Here is a 21,982-nt window from a genome sequence, read left to right on the forward strand (position 1 = left end):
TGGCGAAGCCAGGTTGGGGGCCCCAGCAACGGGGCAAGTGAGGCTGGGCCTAGGCCCAGCCTCCTTTTTAAAAGGGCACCACCTCCTCCTTGGGGCTAGCCCCGCCATTCCCCTGCAAGAAGGCCTCCCGGTCCGGCACCAGGTAGGCGCGGAAGCCTTCCGCCTCGAGGGCCTCCAGAACCCCTCCCCCCACCCGGGCTTCCCGCAAGGAAAGGATGGCCTCCCCAAAGGGACCCTGGACCCTCAGGTAGAGGGGGAGGTTCCCGGGGTGCTCATCCCAAAGGCTTTTAAGCAAGGTCACGCCCCCTTCATCCAAAAGGGCGTGGTCCACCTCCACCTCCAGGGCCTTGGGGGCCTCGGCCACCTCCTCATGGGTCCAGGCAGCCTGGGCCATCACCCTAAGCCCCCCCTCCTCCCGTTCCACCTCCGCCAGGACCAGAAGGGGGGTGTCCTCCTTGAGCTTGGGGGAAACCCCCTCGTAGGCCCGGCCGAAGGCCACCGCCTCCAGGGCCCCGGTCTCGTCGGAAAGGGTGAAGCGGGCCATCATCCCCCCGCTACGGGTGGGCTTGCGCACCACCTCCTCCACCATGCCCGCAAGGAGTACCCTGGCCCTTGGGGGAAGGCCCTGGATGAAATCGGCTAGCTCCTCCAAGGGGCAGCTGGCCACCTCCCTCAGCCCCGGATAGCGGAGCACAGGGTGGCCGGAGACATAGATGCCCAAGGCCTCCTTCTCGTAGCGGAGCCGGGTGATCTCGTCCAAAGGCGGAGCCTCCAGCAAGGGAGGCTCCTCGGCCTCGGCAAAAAGACCCAGCATGCCCGAACGGGTTCGCCTTTGACCCTCCGCCGCCCAGCGAAGGAGGGGTTCTAAGGAGGCGAGAAGCCTCGCCCTATCCCCAAAGGCGTCAAAAGCCCCCGCCTTGATGAGGGACTCGAGGGTGCGCTTGTTCACCACCTTCTCGTCCAGGCGCTTTAGAAAATCCCCTAGGCTCTTAAAGGGGCCACCCCGCTCCCTCTCCGTCAGGATGGCCTGGGCCGCCCCCTCCCCCACGTTCTTCACCGCGGAAAGGCCAAAGAGGATCTCCTCCCCCACCACCTTGAAGTCAAAGCCCGAGCGGTTGATGTCGGGGGGGAGGACCGCAATCCCCATGGCCCGGGCGTCGCGGATGTACTCCGCCACCTTGTCAGAATCGTGCCGTTCCACGCTGAGGAGGGCGGCCATGAACTCCACCGGGTAATGGGCCTTCACGTAGGCGGTCTGGTAGGAAAGGAGGCTGTAGGCGGCAGCGTGGGACTTGTTGAAGCCGTAGTTGGCAAAGGCCTCCAGCATGTCAAAAAGCCGGTTGGCCTCCTCCTCGGGGACGCCCCGTTCCTTGGCCCCCCGCACGAAGCGCTCCCGGTGCCTTTGCATCTCCTCCACCTTCTTCTTGCCCATGGCCCGGCGCAGGAGGTCCGCCTCCCCCAGGGAGTAGCCGGCCACCTGGGAGGCGATCTGCATGATCTGCTCCTGGTAGACGGGGATGCCGTAGGTCTCCTCCAGGATAGGCCTTAGGTACTTTTCCGCATGGGGGAACTCCGCGTAGCTCACGGGCTCCTGGCCATGGTGGCGGCGGATGTAGGTGGGGATGTGCTCCATGGGCCCTGGGCGGTAGAGGGAGACCAGGGCGATGATGTCCTCCAGGCGCCGGGGCTTAAGCCCCCGCACCGTGGCGGTCATGCCCCCCGATTCCAGCTGGAAAACCCCCTTGGTCTCCCCCCGGGCCAAGAGGGCGAAGGTCTTGGGATCGTCCAGGGGCAGGCGGTCATAGTCCAGCTCCACCCCCTTGGACTCCCTCACGATCTTCTTGGCCTCATCCAGGAAGGTGAGGGTACGCAGGCCCAGGAAGTCCATCTTTAAAAGCCCCAAGGCCTCCACCGCCCCCATCTCGTACTGGGTCACGGGCCGCCCCTCCTGGTCCCGCATGAGGGGGACCAGGTCCGTGAGGGGCTCCTGGGCGATCACCACCCCAGCGGCGTGCACGGAGGCATGGCGGTTTAGGCCCTCCAGGCGCATGGCCACCTCTATGACCTCCCGCACCTTGGGGTCTTTCTCCATCTCCGCCCTCAGCTCCGGCACCAGCTCTATGGCCTCGGCCAGGGGCTTGGGCTTGCCGAACTGCACGGGGATCAGCTTGGCCAGCTCCTCCGCCTTCTTGTGGGGGATGCCGTAGACCCGGGCCACGTCCTTGAGGGCCGCCTTGGAGGCCAGGCTGCCGAAGGTGCCGATCTGGGCCACCTTGTCCTCCCCGTAGCGCCCGCGCACGTACTGGATGACCCGGTCCCGCTCCCGGTCGGAAAAGTCCGTGTCAATGTCCGGCATGGAGACCCGCTCGGGGTTCAGAAAGCGCTCAAAGAGGAGGCCAAAGCGCAAGGGGTCAATGTTGGTGATCCCCACCGCATAGGCCACCAGGCTCCCGGCGGCGCTTCCCCGGCCCGGCCCCACGGAAATCCCGTTTCGCTTGGCCCAGTTAATGTAGTCCTGGACGATGAGGAAGTAGCCGGGGAACCCCATACGCTCAATCACGGAAAGCTCGTAAAGGGCCCGGTGCAGAATGGCTTCCGCCGTCCACTCCCGCACCCCCTCTAAAGGGGGCAGCTGGGCGCGAAGGGCTTCCCACGCCTCCCCTTCCACCTGGGCCAGGGCCTCCGCCAAGGCCTCCCCGTCCCCGTGAGGGGGGATGCGGCCCAAAAGGCGGAAAATCTCCCGGTAGAACCCCTCGGTGATGCGGTCTGGATAGCGGAAAAGAAGCCCCTTAAAGGTGAGCTCCCGCAGGTACTGGGCCTCTTGCTTACGCAAATCTGTTTGCCCTGCAGGCAAAGCACCTTGCTTACGCAAATCTGTTTGCCCTGCGGGCAAAGCACCGGTCCAGCCCTGGGGAAGGGGAAAACGGGGGATGCGGTAGACCATCTTGTCCCCGATGGGCAGGTCCACGTTGCACATGCGGGCGATCTCCACGGTGTTGTCAAAAGGCTCATCCCCCCATTCCTCCTCGGGGAGCATGGCCCGCATCTCCTCCGGAGTTTTCACGTAAAACTCGTCGCAGGGGAAGCGCCAGCGCTCGGGGTCATCCAGGGTGCTTTTGGACTGAATGGCCAGAAGCACCTCGTGGGCCCGGGCGTCCTCCTTGCGCACGTAGTGGCCGTCGTTGGTGGCCACCATCCCCAGGCCGTACTTCCGGGCAAACTCCTTGAGGACCTGGTTCACCTTCCTTTGCTCAGGAAGGCCGTGGTTCTGGATCTCAAGGAAAAAGCGGTCGCCGAAGATGGCGAGGTACTCGTTCAGCCGGGCCTCGGCCAGGTCCAGGCGGTCTTGCAGGATGAACTGGGGGATTTCCGCCCCCAGGCAACCGGAGAGGGCAATAAGCCCCTCCGAATGCTCCCGAAGAATCTCCCGGTCTATGCGGGGCTTCTCGTAGAAGCCCTCCAGATAGGCCCGGCTGGCCAGGCGCACCAGGTTCTGGTAACCTTTGAAGTCCTTGGCCAGAAGGGTGAGGTGGAAATAGCCTCCGTCCAAGCCCTTCCCCCTTTTGCGGTCAAAGCGGCTTTCCGCCGCCACGTAGGCCTCATAGCCGATGATGGGTTTGATCCCCATGGCGGTGGCCTTCTTGTAAAACTCCACCGCCCCGAAGAGGTTGCCGTGGTCGGTCATGGCCAAGGCGGGGTCCTCGGGGGAGACCTCCTTCACCCACTTGAGGAGGTCGGAAAGCTTCGCCGCCCCATCCAGGAGGGAAAACTGGGTGTGCTGGTGCAGGTGGGCGAACTTAAGGCGGCCCATGGGGTCCAGTCTACCCGGGACCTGGGTATAGTGGTCTAGTGGAAGATGCCCCCGTCCTCCCCCACGCCATCCAGGGTTTTGGATCCCAGGCCACCCCAAGGAACCCATCCCCTCCCCAGGGAAAGGGCGGGGCTGTCGCCCATGGACCCTGCCCCTGAGCCTAAAACCCCATGACCCTAGGCCAACTCAGGGAAGAAGTCTGGAACACCCTGGCCCGCTACGACCTGGCCCTCCACCCCACACCCCCCCACGGCCACCATCCCAACTTCCTGGGGGCCAGGAAGGCGGCGGAGCGCCTCCAAGCTACCCCCGAGTTCCAGAGGGCCAGGCTCATCCTGGCGGGGATGGATGCGGTCTTAAAACCCTTAAGGGAAGCGGCCCTAAAGGCGGGGAAGGCCCTCCTCCTCCCCCATCCCGACCGGCCAGGGGAGTTCTTGCTCCTCAAGAGCCTGGACCCCAGGAAGCTGAAGAGGGTGCGGGAGGCCTACCGCTATGGGGCAAAGGCCAGCCTCGAGGGCCAACCCATAGACCTGGTCCTCATCGGCGCCGTGGCCGTGGACGAGGAAGGGGGCTGGGTGGGCAAGGGCTACGGCTTTCCCCAGGCTTGGCTTAGGGTGGATGCCCCCTTCGCCACCCTAGCCCACGCCCTCATGGTCTACCCCAAGCTTCCCGTGGAACCCGAGCGCCGGGTGGACCTCATCGCCACCCCGGCGCGGCTCATCCGCCCCTAGAGGGCAAACTCCTTAAGAAGGCCCTCGAGGTCCAAAGGCTCCCGCTGGCCCAAGGCGGGGTAGACCTCGGGGTAGCGGGGGAGATAGGCCTTAAGGCGCTCCTCAAAGGTGGGCACCTCCGCCTTCCAAAAAACCCCTATGGGAATCCTCTCCCCCCACTCTCCCGCCTTCTCCTGAAACTTGGCCATCTTTTTGTCTAACTCCTCAGGAGGCAAGCCCTCTGGGACATAAGGGTCATACCCATCATCCTGGAGCCTATACAGCCTGGGGGCAAACCACTCCTTGGTGTGGAGGTCGTTGTAGGTGGGGCATGGCTGGAGCACGTGGAGGAAGGCCAGGCCCTGATGGTTGAGACCTTCCTTTATGAGCTCTTTCAGGCCCTTGACATCGTAGGCGTAGCCACGGGCGATCCAGGTGTACCCGGAGGCAAAGGCCAGGAGGAGGGGGTTGATGCGCCCCTGGGGGTTGGGCTTGGGCAGGCTTTTGGTCTTCTCCCCTAGGCCCAGGGTGGGGCCCGCCTGCCCTTTGGTCAGGCCGTAGACCTCGTTGTCGTAGAGGATATAGAGCATGTCCACGTTGCGGCGGCCGGCGGCCACGAAGTGCCCCGCCCCAATCCCCAAACCGTCCCCATCCCCCCCCACCGCCACCACGGTGAGGTGGGGGTTGGCCAGCTTGGCCCCCTGGGCCACGGGGAGAACGCGGCCGTGGAGGGTATGGACCCCATAGACGTTCAGGTAGTGCGGGGTTTTGGCCGAGCAGCCGATCCCCGAGAAGATGGCCGTCTGGGGAGGATCCCGCTTCAGCTCAAAAAGGGCCATCTGCAGGGCGGAGAGGATGCCGTAGTCCCCGCAACCCGGGCACCAGTCCGGTTGCTTTTCCGCCTTATAATCCGCCAGCTTAAGCTCCAGCATGGCTAAACTCCTTTCCTGAGCACCAGGCGCCCAGGGGCCTTGCCCGCGAGCACCTGCTTCAAGGCCTCCACCGCCTCGTCCAGGGTGATGGGGCGGCCGTTGTACTTCACCACCCGGTGGTGCACCCGCTTAAGGGTTTCCTGCTGTACCAGGTCCGCCAGCTGCCCCGAGTAGTTGTGCTCCACCGTGACGATCCGCTTACCCTCCAGAAGGGAGCCGATCTCCGGGAAGGGCCAAAGGAGCCTTAGGTGCAGGTAGCCCACCCCAGGAACGTGGTCCAAGGCCTCCAACAAGGTGCCCTTCACCGTGCCCCAGCCCAGGACCAGGACCTCCCCGTCCCGAAAGAGGGTGTACTGGTCCTCTAAAGGAATCTCCTTGAGGGCAGTCTCCAGCTTCCGCATGCGCTTTTCCATCTGGTATTCCCGCAGGACCACGTCCTCGGTGATGTGGCCTACGGGGTCGTGCTCGTCCGAGGTCATCCAGTAAAAGCCCCCGGGGGTACCGATGGGGATGAAGGGGGAAATCCCGTCTTCCGATGGCCCATACCGCTCATAGGGGCCAAAGCCCTCTTGCCTGGGCCCAAGGCGCTTTTCCCCGTCCAGGGAAAGCACCCTTAGGGCCTCTTTGGGAAGGCTTTGGGCCATGGAGGCCAGGAACTTGTCCACCAGGTGCACCACCACCGTCTGGTAGCGCCAGGCCCAGGCCAGGGCCTTTTGCGCATCCAGGAAGGCGTCCTGGATGTCCCCGGAAGCCAAGACCATCCTGGGATACTCCCCATGCCCACCCCGGATGGCGAACATCAAGTCCCCCTGCTCGGTGCGGGTGGGAAGGCCGGTGCTGGGCCCACCCCGCTGGTAGAGGGTTACCACCAAGGGGGCCTCGATCATGCCGGCAAACCCCATCCCCTCGGCCATGAGGCTGAAGCCGGGCCCGCTGGTGGCGGTGGCCGCCTTGGCCCCGGTGAGGGCGGCCCCCACGGCCATGGTCACCGCGGCGATCTCGTCCTCGGTCTGGACCACGGCCACGTCCGCCCCGGTAAAGGCGGTGTGGGCCTCGAGGTAGGTGGACTCGTCGGTGGCGGGGCTTATGGGGTAGTAGGTCTGGAAGCGAAGCCCGCCCGCCAGCTTGCCCAAGGCCGCCGCCTGGGCCCCGGTAAGGTAGACCCGGCCCGGCTCGTAGCCGTTCAGGTGGAGCTGGAAGGAAAGCTTGGGCATTTCCTCCCGGTAGACCGCCTGGGCCACCCGTTGGTTTAACTCCAACACCTTGCCCCTAAACTGGAGGGCCAGGGCCTCCAGCAGGGGGTCTAGGGGAAAGCCCAAGAGGTGGAGGCTTGCTGCCACCGCAATGGTGTTCAGGGTGCGGCGGGCCTGGAGGGAGGGAACACCCAGTTCCGCCCCGATCCGGTCCGCCACCTCCTCAAAGGGGTAAGGGAGGGGCTGTACCCCAGCCTCCACATAGGCCTTTAGAATGTCCTTCAGGCTGGGATCCAGCTTGCCAAAGCGCTCCGAGAGGCCATCCGCCACCCGGTGGTCCAACATGGGCAGCTTGTGCACCGTGAGCTCCAGGACCCGGGGATCGTAGAGGAGGACCCCTTCAGGCCGGACCTCGTCCAGGTGCCGGGCCAGGGTCTCCCCATCCAGGGCCACCAGCATGTCCACCTTCTCTCGGAAGGCCCCCACCGGTTTTCGCCCTAGCCGCACGTCCAAATAGGAGTGCCGCCCCATGATGTTGGAGTGGTACTCCCGCTTGGTGGCCACCCACCAACCGCCCTTGGCCACGGCCCGGGCGAAGAGGGTGGCCGCCGTCTCTATCCCGCCCCCTTGGGGGCCGCCCACGCGCCAGGTGAACTCTTCCATAAGCCCTCCTTCGCTCTTTGATACCCTACTCCTTAAGGGTGGGATTTGGCTAGGGGCATTCGCCCAAAGGGGGCTACTCCTCCTGGTCCGCCTGGTGGAGTCTCCGGCCCCAGAGGCTTTGCGGGCGGTGGTGCTCCAGAACCAGGGCCCGCACCTGGGGATCCCGGATGCGCTCCGCCGCGTACAGGGGGTGGTGGCGGCGCACCTGGAAGGCGCCCCAAAACCCCTCCTGCAAGGGGTAGGGCGGTACGGGAGGAGCATAAAGCCCGGTAAGGATGCGCTCCCAGGGGCTATAGGGCCTCAAGGCCTTTCCCGCATCGTGAAGGAGCGCCGCGCGAATGACAAAGGCAGGGGCGTCGGGGTAATCCTTAAGGAGCCTTTTGGCCACCCGCACCGCATGGGCCCTATCCCGGGGGTCCATGGCCAGGTACAGGGTGCGCTCCTCCCCCTGCAAAAAGGCCAGGGCAAAGGCATCGTCCAACCCCTTCTCTTGGGGAAAGAAGGCCTGCCAAAGGCGCCGGAGCCTCTTCCGAAAACCGTAAAAGCCCACCCGGTAAGAGGCTAGATGAACTTCTTCAACATGGTGGCGATTTCCTCGGGTTTCTTGGGGTCCACTTTGCCCTCGGAAACCTCGGCGGCGCAAATGTTGAGAAACTCTTCCAGGATCAACGTGGCCGCCGCCTCCATGGCCTTTTTGGTGGCGGTCATTTGGGTTAACACCTCGTCACAAGGACGCCCTTCGGCCACCATCTTCTGCAAACCCCGCACCTGGCCTTCTATACGCCGTAGCCGCTTGAGGATGTTCTCCACGGTCTCTTGCCCCAACTCGGTGGTCTTGGTCATGGGGGCATTATATACCAGTACCCCCTATGTCGTCTTCGCTCACGGGTTCCTCGGCCTCGGGAAGCCTGGGCCTGCGCACCCAAAGGAGCCGCGCCCCCAGGAGGCGGATGATCTCCGCCAGGCGCCGGTTGGGATCCTCAGGAGGCCTGGGGGGTTCCTCCGCCGGGGCATCGGGTCCAGAGGGAACCGGCCACCCTGGCCAAGGGGCTTGGGCAGAAGGCAGCCTTTCGGCAGGCTCGGGAAAGACCTCCCTCGGCTTTTCCTCCCCTTCCGGCAGGGCTTGGGAAGAGGGCTCGGAGGCCTTAGGCTCTTCGGCCGGCCCACCCCGGGTGGGTTTTTCCTCAGGCAATGGCAGGTTTCGGGAAAGGGGCCTAGGGTTTAGGCTTTTTTTTTCCAGGAGGAAGACCACCTCTTCCACCCCGAAGTGGGCCCGTATCAGGGGAAGGAGGGAGGCCTTTTGCTCCTCGGCCCGTTTGTGGTGGAAGGCCTTGCTCTCGGGAAAGCGGAGCACAAGGCGCCCCTCCTCCAAACTTGGCCGGGCCTCGCGGAGGAAGGCCCTTTGGGTGGGCTTGAGGGCCTCGAGGAAGGCCCTCCACCTCCCGGCCTGATCCCCCTCCTCCCCCCCGGGGGGACCCGCCTCCCTGAGGCTCGGCGGCGCCAAGGGCTGGGTGGGGTGGAACTCGGGCAGGTCTTCCCCGGAGGCCGCGGGCTCACGCCGAGGCGTTGGCCCCTCGGGCACAAGAGCCCCCACCTGGGCCGCTTCCCCAGCAGGAAGGCCCGCCGCGGGCCGGACCACCCCCACAGCTCGCCCGGAGGGGAAAACCCTTGCCGCCTGCAAAAGGGCCGCCTCCAGGGCCAGGAGGTCCGAGCGCTTGGAAAGGCGCTCCATGGCCTCGTCCAAGGCGGTGAGGGCCCCCAGCAGGGCCTCGGGAGGGGCTTCCATCCCCTCTCCCGGCAGGCCGTGGGCCGCGTACAAGGCCTCCCGCACCACCTCCATAAGCCCCCCCACCAGGCTTCTCGGGGCAAAGCCCTGGGCGTAAAGCCCCCTGGCCTCGGAGAGCACCTCCTTGAGGTCCCCCCGGGCCAGCCCCCGGGCCAGGCGGGAAAGGGCCTCCTTGGGCGGAAGGCCCAAGGCCTCCTCCACCCGCTTCCGGGTCAGGGCGCCCTCCAGGAGGAGCAGGCGGTCCAGGAGGCTTTCCGCATCCCTAAGCGCCCCGTCCGCCAGCCGGGCCACCAGGAGGAGGGCCTCCTCCTCCGCCTCCTTGCCCATCTCCTGGAGGACGCGCCGGAGCTTAGAGGCGATCTCCTCCTCGGTGAGGCGGCGGAAGCGGTAGTGCTGGGTGCGGGAGAGGATGGTGGGGGGCATCCTCTCCGGCTCGGTGGTGGCGAAGACGAAAAGGGCGTGGGGTGGAGGCTCCTCCAGGGTCTTCAAGAGGGCATTGAAGGCGCTTTTGGAGAGCATATGGGCCTCGTCCAGGATGAAGACCTTCTTGGGGGCGGAAAGGGGAGCCAGAAGCACCTTCTCCCTTAACTCCCGCACGTCCTCCACCGAGTTGTTGCTGGCGGCGTCGATCTCCACCACATCGGGATGGGCCCCTCTTTGCACCGCCTGGCAGTGCGGGCAGACCCCGCAGGGGCGCACCTCCCCCTGGCACCCCACGGCCATGGCCAGGAGCCTGGCGGTGGTGGTCTTCCCCACCCCTCGAGGGCCCGAGAAGAGGTAAGCATGGGCCAAGCGCCCTTCCCCTATGGCCCGCATGAGGGGTTCCTTCACATGCTCCTGGCCCACCACCTCCTGAAAGGTGAGGGGGCGGAGCTTGCGGTAGAGGGCGCCCACAATGGCTAGTATAGGGCTTGGTGCGGAGCTTTCTCTCCTTCCACGTGGCGGCGCCTTTAGAAGAGGTGCGGGCCTGGGCCCAGGGGCAAACCCAGGGGGCGGGGGTCTTTCTGGTCCCGGACCCCCCCTGGGTGAGCCTGTACCACGAGGCCCTCGAGGCCCAGGAAGACCCCCAGGCCATCCGGGCCTTTTTGGAAGAGCTCTCCCACCTGGGAAGGGCCCTGGCCTTCCTGGTCCTGGCCGAGGAGGAGCTTCTTTTCCTCCTTGCGGAAAAGGGGGAGATTAAAGCCCAACTGGCCCAGGGGGCGGAGCTAGGGCCCAGGCTCCAAGCCCCTGCGGACCTCAAGCCCCTGCTGGAGAAAGCCGCCTCCATGCCCCCCCTGAGCGCGGTCCAGGCCCTGGCCACCCATTTTGGCCTCCACCCCGACCACGCGGCCTTGGGCTTTTTGGACCTGTTGGAGGCCGAGGAAGAAGGAGGCCTGCCAGAGGAGGTGGTCTACCTTGAGTGAACCCTTGTTGGTGAAGGTGGGCGGAAGCCTACGAGGTGCCGAAACCCTCCTAGACGAGCTTGCGGGCTACCCAGGCCCCCTGGTCCTGGTGCATGGGGGTGGGCCGGAGATCGGGGCCTGGCTTTCCCGCCTGGGCCTGGAAAGCCGCTTTGAGGGGGGCCTGAGGGTAACCCCCCCGGAGCACATGGAGGTGGTGGAAATGAGCCTTTGCCTCACGGGAAAGCGCCTGGCAGAAGGCCTTTCCCGAAGGGGAAAAAGGGCGCTTTCCCTCTCCGGGCGGGATACCCTTTGCCTAAAGGGGAGGGCCCTAGCCCACCTGGGCCGGGTGGGGGAGGTGGTGGGGGTGGAGGTGGGCGTGCTCCTGGACCTGGTGGAACAGGGCTACACCCCCCTCCTGGCCCCCATCGCCCTGGACGAGGCAGGCCCCTTAAACGTCAACGCCGACACCGCCGCTGGGGCGGTAGCCGGGGCCTTAGGGTGGCCCGTCCTTTTCCTCACGGATGTGCCCGGGGTCCTCCAGGACCCCCAGGACCCCAAAAGCCGCCTGCCCCGCCTCACGCCGAAGGAGGTGGAGGAACTCAAGGCCTCTGGGGTGATCCAAGGAGGCATGATCCCCAAGGTGGAGGCGGCCTTGAACGCCCTTAGGGCCGGGGCTCCCTGGGCGGCCATTGCCCGGGGGGAAAGGGGGGTACTGGAGGGCGTCTTAAAGGGAGTCTTGGGAACCCGCTTTACCCTTTAGCCAAGAGCTCCAAAAAGGCCAAGAGGAAGCCGGGGAGATCCTTGGGCCCCTGGGCGGTTACCAGGTTTCCGTCCACCACCACCCCGGCCTCCTGGTAAAGCCCCCCGGCGTTTTCCAGGTCGTGGCGGATGGAGGCAAACCCCGTGACCCTTCGCCCTCGCACCAGTCCGGCGCTGATCAAAACCCAGCCCGCATGGCAGATGGCCCCGATGGGCCTGCCCTCTTCCGCCACCTTTCGCACCAAGGAAAGGACCTCAGGGCTTCGCCGCAGGTAATCGGGGGCAAAGCCCCCGGGGATAAGGAGGCCCGCCACCTCCCCTGCCTCCCGGGCGCTTACCTCCGCCTTCCAGGCAAAGCCGGACTTAGCCTTATACTCCCGGGCCTCAGGCCCGATGACCAAGGGGGTATAGCCCGCCTCCTGGACCCGGTAGTAGGGGTAGAGGAACTCCCGCTCGTCAAAGAGATCGGCCAAAAGGATGCCCACTCGCCTCACGCCACACCTCCAGGAACTCCTTAAGGATATTTCCCGTCACCCCCCAGATGTCCACCCCCCGCCAGGGAAAGTGCCAAACGGTCCGGCCCTGGCGCACCTCGCTCCAGGGGGTTATCCCAAGGAGCTCCTCCACTGGGGCCAAGAAGGCCTCGGCCACCTCGAGGGGGTTAGGGCGTAAGGGAGGAAGGTCTTCCCGGAAGACCACCACCGGCTGGACCAAGAAACCCTGGGGGGAAAACCCTGGGGAAAGGTAGCCCAAGGCCTCCAGCCCCCCTAGCCCCACCTCCTCCGCCGCCTCCCGCAAGGCGGCCTCCAGGGGGGTTTCCCCTGGCTCCACCACCCCTCCGGGGAAGCTCACCTGGCCGGCGTGGGTGGGCAGGTGGGGGCTACGCAGGGTGAAAAGGAGGCTTTCCCCCAGGAGGGGCACGGCCACCGCCGCCAACCGAAAGCCCGGAAGAAGGGCTAGCCCTCCCGGCAGGCTTTGTGGGAGCGCCGCCTTAAGGCGGTCTCGGGGTCCAGGCCCCGTTTGGCGAAAAGCCCCACCAGGTTCCAAAGCGCCTCCTCGAGGTTCCCCCTCTCCAGGGCCATCCTTAGGCCCTCCTCGCTTCCCGGATCCACGCCCTTTCGCTGAAGCTCGTAGGCCCGAAGCAGGGTGGGAAGGTGCTTGGGCAGGCCGCAGGGCTCCTCCCCCTTCCCCTCCTCGGCCTTCAATGCTTCCCAGCGGGCCTTCACCTCCTCTGGGGTCTTGGCCCTGGCCTCCCCAAAGACGTGGGGGTGGCGGCGGATGAGCTTTTCCACGATGCTTCTTTCCACGTCCTCATAGGTAAACCGCCCCTCCTCCTCACCGATCACGCTGTGAAAGGCCACCTGCAGGAGCACATCCCCAAGCTCCTCCGCCATCTCCTTGGGGTCCCCATCCAAGAGGGCATCCGCCGCCTCGCTGGCCTCCTCCAACAGGTAGGGGACGAGGCTTTCGTGGGTCTGGGCCCGGTCCCAGGGGCAACCCCCGGGCCCCCGAAGGCGGCGCATCACCTCAAGAAGCCGTTCCATGCCCCCCATTCTCCCTCAGGAGGAATCCCCCTGCCAGGGAAAAGCCCACCAAAAGCAAGGAAAGGGGGTCTACACCCGCCGGGTCCACCACCCATCCCCCCGGTCCCGGGGTCGGCAGGCCGGTGGTGCGGGTGAGAAGGAAAAGGAGAAAAAGAAGCCCCACCAAGCCCCGCCCCAGGCGCAGCCAGCCGGGACCTATAGGCACCTCCAAAAGGGGCAGAAGGAGGAGGGAAAGGCCATACCCCAGCTGTAAGGCCAGAAGGCCCATGAAAAGGGCTCCGTACCAAAACCCTGGGGTCTGGAAAGCCAGGGCGGGGTTTTGCACTAGGAAAAGCTCCCCGCAAAGCCCCCCGCCCAAGGGGGTGTTGCCAAAGCCTAAAAGCTGAAGGAAAAAGGGGAGGATGAGGAGGGTGGCGGCCAGGCGCATTATCGGGGCTCCTTTGTGGGCTTTAGCCGGACAGCAGTGCCATAGACCAGGATTTCCGCTGCCCCGTGGAACACGTGGGCCGCGGTATACCGCGCCCCCAAGACGGCACCGGTACCCAGGCGCTTGGCCTCCTCTTTGGGGCTCCTATCCCAAATGGACCGCCAGCATCCGGCGTTCCGCACCCGGCAAGCTTCCTGAGGCATCTCCATATACTTCGGTACCTCCCCACCCACCGGTTTGCGCAAACCCCCCTCGAGGTCCTTGCCCAGGTGCTTGGCCCGCACTGCGCTTCCCTTGGCCACGCCCAGCACCCGGGCCAGCCGGTAGCCGGGCAGCCCGCCTAGGGTGGCCCTGAGAACCCCCATGGCCTCCATCCTACCGGTCCCGGCGGGCGAAGACCAGGGCACCCAGCAGGGCCAGAACGACCCCCAAGAGGGCCAGGTACAAAAGCCCTAGCCAAGGCCCCACCGCCCCCAGGCGCTCCGCCACCAGGTACCCTATGGGCCCCGTGAGCACCGGGGCCTTAAGCCCAGCAAGGAGCCCCACCCGGTGGATCTCCTGGGGGTTCAGCAGGAGGGCCAGGGTGAGGAGGCCCTCCAGAGGGTACTCCCTAAGGCGCACCGCCAGGGCCACCACCAAGGGCCCGTAGAGCACGTTTAAAAGGCCAAAAAGCCCAAAACCCAGCCCCAGGGCCCGCCTCTCCTCCAGGGTCAGGGCGGCCAAGAAGGCGGCAAGTCCCACCCAGAAGGCCAAAACCCCCACCCCCGAAAGGAGAAGCCACAGGGTGGCCTTCCCAGAGAGGCCCAACACCCCCGCCCCCAGAAGAAGGCCGGGAAGAAGGGGCAGAAGAAGCCCCAGGAAAACCCCCACCACCCCCTCCCCAAAGCCCCGGAAGGCCCCCACGGGAAGCCCTAAGAGGAAGGCCCACTCCTCCCTCGAGGCCAAAAGGGGCAGAGCCAGGGCCAGGACCAAGGGGGGCAGGAGGAGGAGAAGCCCCGAGTAAAGCCCCACCAGCCCTACCCCTTCCCCCCGGCCCAGAAAGCCCAGGGCCAGGAGGGAAGGTAAGAGGAAAAGACCTAGGGTCCAGGGGTTACGGGCTATCTCCTTGAAGAAAAGGGGGGTCATGGGGCCTTTGGCGGTGGGGAAAAGAAGTCGGCGGGCACCCAGGTACGCTTCTCGCCCTCCTTTAGAGCTTGGGCCCAGGTCAAGACCCGTCCCCCCGCCCGCTCGGGCCGTTCCCGAAGGTGTCGTTCCACAGCCTCCCGGTTACCAAAAGCCAGAAGCCCGGAGCCCATGGGGGTACGGATCTTGGGGTTATGGTAGAGCACGGCCTTAGCGGCCTCCACCCACCTGGGAGCGGTGCGGGTGCTTTCGGAAAAGTCTGCCAGGTAGACCTCCTTGGCGGTGAGGCTGGGCCCTCCCCAGCCGTTTAACTGGTCCAGAAGGCAGGCTGGATCGTCATAGAAGAAGGCCTTCCCCTGGGGATTAACCGCCTGGGCCGCATAGCGGGCGTCCAGGATGGTCATGAAGCAGTAGGGGCATGCGTCCACCCCAACCCGTAGGGTTCGGGGAGCAGCCAGAGCCCGCAACAAAAAGGGAAGGGACAGGAAAAAAGTCCTTCGGTCCATAGTTCTCCTTCTGGAAGACCCGGTGGAGCCCCGTCATGTCGGGGCTCCTCCAGGATAACCCGGCCCCCTATTTGTCCCCCAAAAGCCCTGCGTGACGGGCCAGGAGGGCTACCACGTTCATCTCCGGTAAGGGCGCCAGGTCCCAAAGGGTCTGGAAGCTATAGAAGCGCTGGCGGCCGTGCTGGTCTTTGTTCCTATCGGCAAACTCCTGGGCTGCCTTAGCGCTGGCGAAGGCCAGAAGCTTGGCGTTCATGACCACCATCATCTTCTCCCCCCAGTAGAAGGTGGCCTGGCGGGCGGGGATGAGGCGCACGGTTTCCTGGGGCCTGGCGGGATCGTAGGCTCCCCGGTCGGTCACGTAAAAGGTGGCCCCCTCCCCGTCCTTAAGCCCATGCACCCAGGCGTAGTTCACCATGCAGGCGATGCTCTCAAAGTGCAACGCTTCCACCACCTGCTTGGGATCGTGGGGGGCAGGCCGGGGCTTCTCAAAGGCGATCTGGCTGTAGGTCTGCTCAAAGAAGCCCTTGGGGAAGGTGCGGCCCCGCCACTGCCCTTCCGGGGTCTTGATGGGCATCTCGCAGAAGGCGCACAGGCCCTCATCCCAGGGAATGGGCCGGGCGGGAACCCGCATCCCCCCCACAGGAGCCGGGCTTTCCATCCCGTGCCCCATGTGCTGGGCCAAGACTGGCCCCGCCACCACCAAACCGCCCAAAGCCTTGAGCACCTCACGCCGGTTCCTCATAGAGCACCTCCATTAGCCAGGGGAGGCGTTCTCCCCTTGGGCCCAAAACCTGGTCCGGGGGGCCTTCTTGCAAAACCTCCCCCCCTTTCATGAGGAGGAGGCGGTCCGCCTTCATGGCCTCCTCCACGTGGTGCAGGGCGATGAGCACCGCCCCTTGCCCCTTCTCGCCCACCCAGGTCCAAAACCGCTCCCGGCCCTTGGGGTCTAGGGCCGCGGTGGGCTCGTCCAGAAGCCAGATGGGGGGGTTACCCATAAGGCTTGCCGCCAGGGCCAGGCGCTGGCGCTGCCCCCCGGAAAGCTCCCCCACCCGCTTCCCCAAGAACGCCCCCAGGCCCATGCGCTCCAGGGCCTCCTCCAGGGCTTCCCGGCCCAGGCCCTTCACCCGCCTGGCCCCTTCCAGGACCTCGAGGACCCGCAGGTGGGGGAAAAACCTGGGGCTTTGGGGCAGGTAGGCCCTAAGGGGCAAGACCCCCGGGGCCCTGGGGGGGTGGCCCAAGAGGCTGGCCCTACCCCCATCGGGCCTAAGCCTTCCCGCCAGGAGGGCCAAGAGGGTGCTCTTGCCCGCCCCGTTGGGGCCGAGAAGCCCCACCACGCCCCCCGGTACCCTAAGGCCCACCCCCCTAAGCCTCCCCGCCTTGATCAGCCCCTCCGCCACCACCATAGGACTCCTCCCAAAAGGCCCAAGAAGGCCCAAAGACCCCCGAACCTAGCCTCCCAAGCCACGGGGGCCGCCTGGGGATCGGCCAGGGCCACCAGCCTAAGCCCCGGCACCTGGGCCTCCGCGGCCTCCCAGAGGATGACCCCCGGGGAAAGGGCTAGGAGGGAAAGCTCGGGCTGCCGAGCAAGGAGAAGGGCAAAGCTCCCCGTGGGCAGGTGGGGGACCGGAAGGCTAGAGGCCCGGTCGTACCGGTTCCCCACCACCCGAGCCTTAGCCAAGGGATCGTCCACCAGGAGATCGTAGAGGTTGCCCCAAAAGGCGTTCCCCTCCACCTGGGCCGAGTTTCCCCCCTTCTCCCGGGTGATGCGCAAGGCGGTGCCGTTCTCCTGGAAGCGATTGCCCGCCACCCTCACCCGGGTGGCGTCCATTAGTACCAGGCCCAGGGTGTTTTCCGCAAAGAGGTTGCCCCGGACCTCGGTCCCCTGCTCGTCCTGGACCAAAAGCCCATAGCCCACGGGGCTTTTGTGGCCATAAAGCCGGTTTTCCCCTATCCGGTTCTCTGCCCCGTGCATCACCGCGTTGCCAATGCCGTTGTCCCGGGACTCGTTGCCGGCCACCTCCACCTGCCAGGAGAACATCACGTGGAAGCCGTAGCGCCCGTTGTCCTCGAGGCGATTCCCCACAATGCGCATCCCGGGGCTATACTCCACGTAAATGGCATCCATATACCCCCTAAGCCAACCCCCCTCCACCCTGGCCCCGGGGCTCCCGTAGACCAAGACCCCTGGGGATTGACCCAGGCCCTGGGCCTTCAGGCCCAGGATGGCCGCCCCCGGGGAGTCCTCCACCCGCACCGCGGTGGGGGCACCCTCCACGGTCACATCCTCTAGAAGACAGCCCTCGCATCCCCTTAGGTAAAGGGCGGCATGGGGTTCAAAAAAATCCTCCTCAGGCCCTGCCCCCACCACCTTCAGCCCCCGCACCCTTATCCCCGGGGCCAGGAGGCTTAGGGTATGCCCCCCCTTCCCCCGTAGCACCGCCCCTTTTCCCTCCACCACCAGGTTGGGGGTGGTAAGGACCAAAGGCCCCTCCACCTCCCCCTGCAGGCGGAGTGCCGGGGCCGCCCAGGCCGAGAGGAGGGCGAGGGCTAGGAGGGGGGGAAGAAACGCCCGCATTCTCCCCCAGGGTAAGAGGGGGGAATGGGACATTTGTACTTCACTTGCCGGGTTCCTTTCCTCCCCACCGCCTGGTACCCTAAGGGCGTGAGGCCTATTTCCTTCTTGTCACGGGGTTTTCCCAGAGGTTTAGCCCTAGTCGGCCTGCTCCTGGGCGGGGCCGCCTGGGCCCAGGCCCTGGCCACCCCCGGCTGGGTGCGCCTGGTGCCCCCGGTGGTGAAGGACACCGCCGCCTACCTGACCCTGGAAAACCGGGGAAGCACGCCCTTGCGCCTGGTGGCGGTGGAAACGGATCTAGCCCAGCGGGTCTCCATCCACAAAGACCACCGGGAGCACCGTGGGGGCCAGGTGGTCTTGGGCATGCGCCCCCTACCTTACCTGGACATCCCCCCTAAGGGCAGGGTGGAGTTCCGCCCAGGGAAGTACCACCTTATGCTGGAAGGGCTTAAGCGGCCCTTGAAGCCGGGAGAGAAAGTAACCCTGGTCCTAAGGTTCCAGGATGGCACCAAGCTCAAGGTGATGCTACCGGTGGAGATGCGATGAAGAAGCCTCTTATTCCCATCCTGCTGGTTCTGGCCCTGGTGGCGGTGGCCTACCTCCTCCTGCCTAAGGGCTCCCATAGCTTCTACGGCACTCGGCTTTTGAACCCCAAGCCCGTGGACTTTGTCCTCGAGGGGCCCCAAGGCCCGGTGCGGCTTTCCGATTTCAAGGACAAGCTGGTTCTCATCTTTTTCGGCTACGTCCACTGCCCCGACGTCTGCCCCACCACCATGCTGGCCCTGAAGCGGGCCTACGAGGGCCTATCCCCCAAGGAGCAAGAAAGGGTGCAGGTAGTCTTCATCAGCGTGGACCCCGAGCGGGACACCCCGGAGATCTCTGACCAGTACGCCAAAGCCTTTAACCCGAGCTTCCTAGGCCTCACGGGAAGCCCCGAGACCATCCAGGAGGTGGCCCGCACCTTCGGGGTCTACTACCAGAAAACCCAGTACCGGGGCCCCGGGGAGTACCTGGTGGACCACACCGCCACCACCTTTGTGGTAAAGGAGGGCCAGCTGGTCCTCCTCTTTAGCCCGGACAAGGTGGAGGAAACGGAGAAGGTGGTGAGGGACCTCCAAGCCTTGTTGTAAACTATCCCCATGGATTTTCTCAAGGATGTGTTGCAAAGAATTTCCGAGAAGGCCCGTTCCGCCACCGGCGAGGTGGAGAAGCGCTTAAAGGAGCTTCGGGAAAAGCTAGATCAGGACAAGGACGGCAAGCCCGACCTGGTGGAAAAGGCCCTTCAGGAAGCCCAGAAGGCCCTGGAGGAGGCCAAGGCCCGCCTGGCCCAGCTAGACCAGGATAAGGACGGCATCCCCGATAAGCTGAAGGAGCTTTCGGAGAAAGCCGCCCAGGCCGCCGAAGCCGCCAAGGCCAAGGCGGAGGAAGCCGCCCGCCTCCTTAAGGAACGCTTGGGCAAAGGGGATTCCCAGGCCTAATCCGCCTGGTCAGCCCAGGGCCACGTCCAAAGCCATCATCACGGCAAAGCCCGTCATCACCCCAAAGGTGGAGATGTCCCCGTTGCCCTCCGCCTGGCTTTCCGGAATGACCTCCTCCACGATCACGAAAACCATGGCTCCTGCCGCCAGGGCCATGAGGTAGGGCAATAGGTAAAGCATCTGCGTGACCAAAAGGGCTCCCAACAAGGCCCCAAGGGGCTCCACGATGGCGGACAGCTGGCCGTAAAACCAGGCCCTTGCCGCCGGGATACCTGCCCGCCTTAGGGGCCAGGCCACCGCCAACCCCTCCGGCAGGTTTTGCAGGCCGATGCCCACCGCCAAGGCGATGGCCCCACCCAAGGTGGCGGCTCCCGTAGGGTCCAACCCCGCAGCCCCAAAGGCCACCCCCACCGCCAGGCCCTCGGGGAAGTTGTGGAGGGTGATGGCCAGGATCAGGAGGGTGGTGCGCCGCCAGAGGGTGCGGATACCCTCCTCCTCAGCCCCTGGCCCCAGGTGCACGTGGGGCAGGAAGCGGTCCAGGAGGCGCAACAAAGCCCCACCCAGAAGGAAGCCCACCACCGCAGGCACCCAAGGAACCAGGCCCTGAGCCTCGGCCATCTCCATACCTGGAAGGAGGAGGGAAAAGACGCTGGCCGCCAGCATCACCCCGGCGGCGAAACCCAGCATGCCGTCCAGAAGCTTGCGGCTGGGTTCTTGGGCCAGGAACACGCTAGCCGCTCCCACCGCGGTAAGCCCCCAGGTGAAAAGCCCTCCCAAGAGGGCATAGAGGAAAACCGAGGTTTCCATAGGCCTTATTTTAGGGTCACCTAAAACAGACGGCAATCCCGCCTTGGAGTATCCTGAGGTAAGGTATGCTGGAGAAGCTTGCGCGCCTAGAAGAGGAATACCGGGAGTTGGAAGCGCTCCTTGCCGACCCTGAGGTCCTCAGGGACCAGAAGCGCTACCAGGCCCTCTCCCGGCGGTATGCGGAGATGGGGGAGGTGATCGCCCTCATCCGGGAGTACCGGAAGGTGCTGGAGGACTTGGAGGGCTTGGAGGGCCTCCTCGAGGACCCCGAGCTCAAGGAGGTGGCCAAGGCGGAGAAGGAGGCCCTCCTGGTTCGCAAGGCGGAGCTGGAAAAGGAGCTGGAGCGGCATCTCTTGCCCAAAGACCCCCTGGACGAGCGGGACGCCATCCTGGAGATCCGGGCCGGCACCGGCGGCGAGGAGGCCGCCCTTTTCGCCCGGGACCTTTTGGAGATGTACCTACGCTTCGCCCAGGAGATGGGGTTTGAAACCGAGATCCTGGATTCCCACCCCACCGACCTGGGTGGCTTCTCCAAGGTCATCGTGGAAATCCGGGGCCCTGGGGCCTACGGCACCTTCAAGTACGAAAGCGGGGTCCACCGGGTGCAGCGGGTTCCCGCCACGGAAACCCAGGGGCGGATCCACACCTCCACGGCCACGGTGGCGGTTTTGCCCAAGGCGGAGGAGTCCGACTTCCACCTCAACATGGACGAGATCCGCATTGACGTGATGCGGGCCTCCGGGCCCGGGGGCCAGGGGGTCAACACCACGGATAGTGCCGTGCGGGTGGTGCATCTGCCCACGGGGATCACGGTCACCTGCCAGGACTCCCGCAGCCAGATCAAGAACCGGGAGAAGGCCCTCATGATACTAAGAAGCCGCCTTTTGGAGATCAAAAGGGCGGAAGAGGCGGAAAAGCTCCGTCAGACCCGCCTGGCCCAGATCGGTACCGGGGAGCGCTCGGAGAAGATCCGCACCTACAACTTCCCCCAGTCCCGGGTCACGGACCACCGCATCGGCTTCACCACCCACGACCTCGAGGGCATCCTCTCGGGACATCTCCAGCCCCTTTTGGAAGCCCTTAAACGGGCCGACCAGGAAAGGCAGCTGGAGGCCTTGACGGAAGCGTGATGCGCCGCGAGATCCTGGTGGTGGCGGCCATCCTCTTGGACCGCCAAGGCCGGGTCCTTCTGGTGGGAAACGACTGGGGCCGGCGGGGCCAGGTGCGCTACACCCTCCCCGGGGGCACGGTGGAGCCTGGGGAAACGGTATTGGAAGCCCTGGTGCGGGAGGTCCGGGAGGAAACCGGCCTAAAGGTGAGGGCCATTGAGCACCTGGCCTATGCCATCCAGGTGGAAGACCGCCGCAAAAACGAGCGCACTCTGGCCCTGGCCTTTAGGGCCAGCTACGAGGGGCTCCTGAACCCCAGGGATCCCGACGGCCACATCGTGGAAGCCCGGTTCTTCACCCCCGAGGAGGTGACGGCCAAGCTTTCCGGCCACCGCCCCCTCCTGGAGCCCCTTTTGGACTACCTCGGAGGGGAACGGGGCCGGTTTTACGCCTACACCGGCTGGGGCCAGCCCGGGGTGAGGGTCTAAGGCCCCAGTTTGCGCCTAAGGTAAGCGGTTAGCTCCTCTATGGCCTTCCTCAGGGTCCGTTGTTCTTCCACAAGGGCCTCGAGGGGGTCCTTGGGCCCCTCGGGCGCGGAGAGGGTCTTGAAAAGCAGGGTGGGGTTGCCGCACTTGGGGCAGGTAAGGCCCGCGGGGCGGACCGAGGGAGCGTAGAAAATCCGGGACCGGCAGCGAGGGCAAAGGAGGTATTTAGCCCCCGAGGCCTCCCCCTTGCGCACCGCTTCCTCCAGCTCCAGGGCTTCCTCCCGGGGGAAGCCCAGGAAAAAATCCTCTCCCGCCTGCACCAGACCCACCTCCTCCCGGGTGGGCTTTAGCTCCCCTTGTCCCCCTTGGGGCGTTTCCCAAGTAAACCCATTCCAGCGGAAATGGCGAAGGTGCTTTTTCCCCTGAAGGTCCTCAATCTCCACGATGAGCTGGAGGGTAGGGTCCTTGGGGTAGTAGTAAAACCGCACCGCCTGCACCCCGGAAAGGCTCTTGGTGCGGGGCAGGGTGTAGGTCAAAGGCCCCTCCCCTTTGGCTGGGTAGCCCACCAGGCGCTCCAGGTCATAGAGGGTGAGACCGGGGCGCTCCATGTCCCCGAAGAGAAGGCTTTCCACATAGCGAAAAGCCGTGGCAAGATGGGGACCTTGTCCCTGACCAGGGCTGGGGTCCACGGGATCA

Annotated in this window: 26 protein-coding genes; 8 read left to right on the plus strand and 18 right to left on the minus strand. The window is 65.4% G+C overall.

Annotated elements, in window-relative coordinates; genetic code table 11:
• Positions 1–67 precede the first annotated feature (67 nt).
• A complete protein-coding gene (gene dnaE / locus L0D18_RS05575) occupies positions 68–3,811 on the minus strand; it encodes a DNA polymerase III subunit alpha (protein ID WP_243027892.1) in 3,744 nt (1,247 codons plus the stop codon).
• Positions 3,812–3,981: 170 nt separating this feature from the next.
• Here dnaE and L0D18_RS05580 point away from each other — a divergent pair, with 170 nt between their 5' ends.
• On the plus strand, positions 3,982–4,542 hold the full coding sequence (locus tag L0D18_RS05580; RefSeq protein ID WP_243027894.1) for a 5-formyltetrahydrofolate cyclo-ligase: 561 nt from the start codon (positions 3,982–3,984) through the stop codon (positions 4,540–4,542).
• Here L0D18_RS05580 and L0D18_RS05585 read toward each other — a convergent pair.
• From L0D18_RS05585 to dnaX, 5 genes are all read right to left on the minus strand, one after another.
• Entirely contained in the window at positions 4,539–5,453 is a 915-nt protein-coding gene (locus tag L0D18_RS05585) for a 2-oxoacid:ferredoxin oxidoreductase subunit beta (protein WP_243027895.1), read from the minus strand. The two genes, L0D18_RS05580 and L0D18_RS05585, sit on opposite strands and share 4 nt — an antisense overlap.
• Positions 5,454–5,455: 2 nt before the next feature.
• Entirely contained in the window at positions 5,456–7,309 is a 1,854-nt protein-coding gene (locus L0D18_RS05590) for a 2-oxoacid:acceptor oxidoreductase subunit alpha (RefSeq protein WP_243027897.1), read from the minus strand.
• Between the two features lie 73 nt (positions 7,310–7,382).
• The gene (locus L0D18_RS05595; protein WP_243027899.1) at positions 7,383–7,859 is read right to left on the minus strand and encodes a phosphohydrolase; all 477 of its coding nucleotides are present in this window, start codon (positions 7,857–7,859) and stop codon (positions 7,383–7,385) included.
• A gap of 11 nt (positions 7,860–7,870) precedes the next feature.
• Complete coding sequence (locus L0D18_RS05600; protein WP_015716013.1) at positions 7,871–8,152, minus strand: metal-sensitive transcriptional regulator; 282 nt, start codon at positions 8,150–8,152, stop codon at positions 7,871–7,873.
• 7 nt (positions 8,153–8,159) lie between these two features.
• Positions 8,160–9,989 carry a DNA polymerase III subunit gamma/tau gene (gene dnaX, locus L0D18_RS05605; protein ID WP_243027900.1) on the minus strand — a complete coding sequence of 610 codons (1,830 nt, stop codon included), beginning with the start codon at positions 9,987–9,989 and terminating at the stop codon, positions 8,160–8,162.
• Between the two features lie 17 nt (positions 9,990–10,006).
• Here dnaX and L0D18_RS05610 point away from each other — a divergent pair, with 17 nt between their 5' ends.
• Together L0D18_RS05610 and argB are read left to right on the plus strand one after the other, a co-directional pair.
• Positions 10,007–10,498: a hypothetical protein gene (locus L0D18_RS05610; RefSeq protein ID WP_243027901.1), complete on the plus strand. Its 492-nt coding sequence runs from the start codon at positions 10,007–10,009 to the stop codon at positions 10,496–10,498.
• Positions 10,491–11,237: an acetylglutamate kinase gene (argB, locus tag L0D18_RS05615; protein ID WP_243027902.1), complete on the plus strand. Its 747-nt coding sequence runs from the start codon at positions 10,491–10,493 to the stop codon at positions 11,235–11,237. Before L0D18_RS05610 ends, argB begins: the two co-directional genes overlap by 8 nt.
• On the opposite strand, the gene L0D18_RS05620 is transcribed toward argB, so the two are convergent.
• From L0D18_RS05620 to L0D18_RS05665, 10 genes are all read right to left on the minus strand, one after another.
• A complete protein-coding gene (locus L0D18_RS05620; RefSeq protein WP_243027903.1) occupies positions 11,227–11,730 on the minus strand; it encodes a type 1 glutamine amidotransferase domain-containing protein in 504 nt (167 codons plus the stop codon). The genes argB and L0D18_RS05620 overlap by 11 nt on opposite strands.
• On the minus strand, positions 11,693–12,163 hold the full coding sequence (locus tag L0D18_RS05625) for an NUDIX hydrolase (RefSeq protein ID WP_243028084.1): 471 nt from the start codon (positions 12,161–12,163) through the stop codon (positions 11,693–11,695). The genes L0D18_RS05620 and L0D18_RS05625 overlap by 38 nt, the downstream gene beginning before the upstream one ends.
• Positions 12,164–12,192: 29 nt before the next feature.
• On the minus strand, positions 12,193–12,789 hold the full coding sequence (locus tag L0D18_RS05630; protein WP_243027904.1) for a MazG family protein: 597 nt from the start codon (positions 12,787–12,789) through the stop codon (positions 12,193–12,195).
• Positions 12,764–13,207 carry a hypothetical protein gene (locus tag L0D18_RS05635; RefSeq protein WP_243027905.1) on the minus strand — a complete coding sequence of 148 codons (444 nt, stop codon included), beginning with the start codon at positions 13,205–13,207 and terminating at the stop codon, positions 12,764–12,766. The genes L0D18_RS05630 and L0D18_RS05635 overlap by 26 nt, the downstream gene beginning before the upstream one ends.
• A complete protein-coding gene (locus L0D18_RS05640) occupies positions 13,207–13,572 on the minus strand; it encodes a YbjQ family protein (protein ID WP_243027906.1) in 366 nt (121 codons plus the stop codon). The genes L0D18_RS05635 and L0D18_RS05640 overlap by 1 nt, the downstream gene beginning before the upstream one ends.
• A 10-nt stretch (positions 13,573–13,582) precedes the next feature.
• Positions 13,583–14,332 (minus strand): hypothetical protein, encoded by a 750-nt coding sequence (locus tag L0D18_RS05645; RefSeq protein ID WP_243027907.1) that lies wholly within the window; start codon positions 14,330–14,332, stop codon positions 13,583–13,585.
• On the minus strand, positions 14,329–14,835 hold the full coding sequence (locus tag L0D18_RS05650) for a nitrous oxide reductase accessory protein NosL (protein ID WP_243027908.1): 507 nt from the start codon (positions 14,833–14,835) through the stop codon (positions 14,329–14,331). The genes L0D18_RS05645 and L0D18_RS05650 overlap by 4 nt, the downstream gene beginning before the upstream one ends.
• Before the next feature lie 67 nt (positions 14,836–14,902).
• Entirely contained in the window at positions 14,903–15,577 is a 675-nt protein-coding gene (locus L0D18_RS05655; RefSeq protein WP_243027909.1) for a nitrous oxide reductase accessory protein NosL, read from the minus strand.
• Positions 15,561–16,238 (minus strand): ABC transporter ATP-binding protein, encoded by a 678-nt coding sequence (locus tag L0D18_RS05660; protein ID WP_243027910.1) that lies wholly within the window; start codon positions 16,236–16,238, stop codon positions 15,561–15,563. The genes L0D18_RS05655 and L0D18_RS05660 overlap by 17 nt, the downstream gene beginning before the upstream one ends.
• A complete protein-coding gene (locus L0D18_RS05665; RefSeq protein ID WP_243027911.1) occupies positions 16,217–17,410 on the minus strand; it encodes a right-handed parallel beta-helix repeat-containing protein in 1,194 nt (397 codons plus the stop codon). Before L0D18_RS05665 ends, L0D18_RS05660 begins: the two co-directional genes overlap by 22 nt.
• Before the next feature lie 87 nt (positions 17,411–17,497).
• Between L0D18_RS05665 and L0D18_RS05670 the strand changes: the two genes are divergently transcribed.
• From L0D18_RS05670 to L0D18_RS05680, 3 genes are read left to right on the plus strand one after another with little or no spacing between them, the layout of a single operon-like run.
• Complete coding sequence (locus L0D18_RS05670; RefSeq protein WP_243027912.1) at positions 17,498–17,953, plus strand: copper chaperone PCu(A)C; 456 nt, start codon at positions 17,498–17,500, stop codon at positions 17,951–17,953.
• Complete coding sequence (locus L0D18_RS05675; RefSeq protein WP_243027913.1) at positions 17,950–18,537, plus strand: SCO family protein; 588 nt, start codon at positions 17,950–17,952, stop codon at positions 18,535–18,537. Before L0D18_RS05670 ends, L0D18_RS05675 begins: the two co-directional genes overlap by 4 nt.
• A 9-nt stretch (positions 18,538–18,546) precedes the next feature.
• Complete coding sequence (locus L0D18_RS05680; RefSeq protein ID WP_243027914.1) at positions 18,547–18,885, plus strand: dolichyl-phosphate-mannose-protein mannosyltransferase; 339 nt, start codon at positions 18,547–18,549, stop codon at positions 18,883–18,885.
• A gap of 9 nt (positions 18,886–18,894) precedes the next feature.
• Here L0D18_RS05680 and L0D18_RS05685 read toward each other — a convergent pair whose 3' ends face one another.
• The gene (locus L0D18_RS05685) at positions 18,895–19,692 is read right to left on the minus strand and encodes a ZIP family metal transporter (protein ID WP_243027915.1); all 798 of its coding nucleotides are present in this window, start codon (positions 19,690–19,692) and stop codon (positions 18,895–18,897) included.
• A 65-nt stretch (positions 19,693–19,757) separates the two neighbouring features.
• On the opposite strand from L0D18_RS05685, the gene prfA reads away from it, so the two are divergent.
• The gene (gene prfA, locus L0D18_RS05690) at positions 19,758–20,822 is read left to right on the plus strand and encodes a peptide chain release factor 1 (protein ID WP_243027916.1); all 1,065 of its coding nucleotides are present in this window, start codon (positions 19,758–19,760) and stop codon (positions 20,820–20,822) included.
• Entirely contained in the window at positions 20,822–21,289 is a 468-nt protein-coding gene (locus L0D18_RS05695) for an NUDIX hydrolase (RefSeq protein ID WP_243027917.1), read from the plus strand. The genes prfA and L0D18_RS05695 overlap by 1 nt, the downstream gene beginning before the upstream one ends.
• On the opposite strand, the gene L0D18_RS05700 is transcribed toward L0D18_RS05695, so the two are convergent.
• Complete coding sequence (locus tag L0D18_RS05700; RefSeq protein ID WP_243028085.1) at positions 21,286–21,894, minus strand: zinc ribbon domain-containing protein; 609 nt, start codon at positions 21,892–21,894, stop codon at positions 21,286–21,288. The two genes, L0D18_RS05695 and L0D18_RS05700, sit on opposite strands and share 4 nt — an antisense overlap.
• Positions 21,895–21,982 lie beyond the last annotated feature (88 nt).

It is taken from the genome of Thermus albus, from assembly GCF_022760855.1.
GTDB lineage: Bacteria > Deinococcota > Deinococci > Deinococcales > Thermaceae > Thermus > Thermus albus.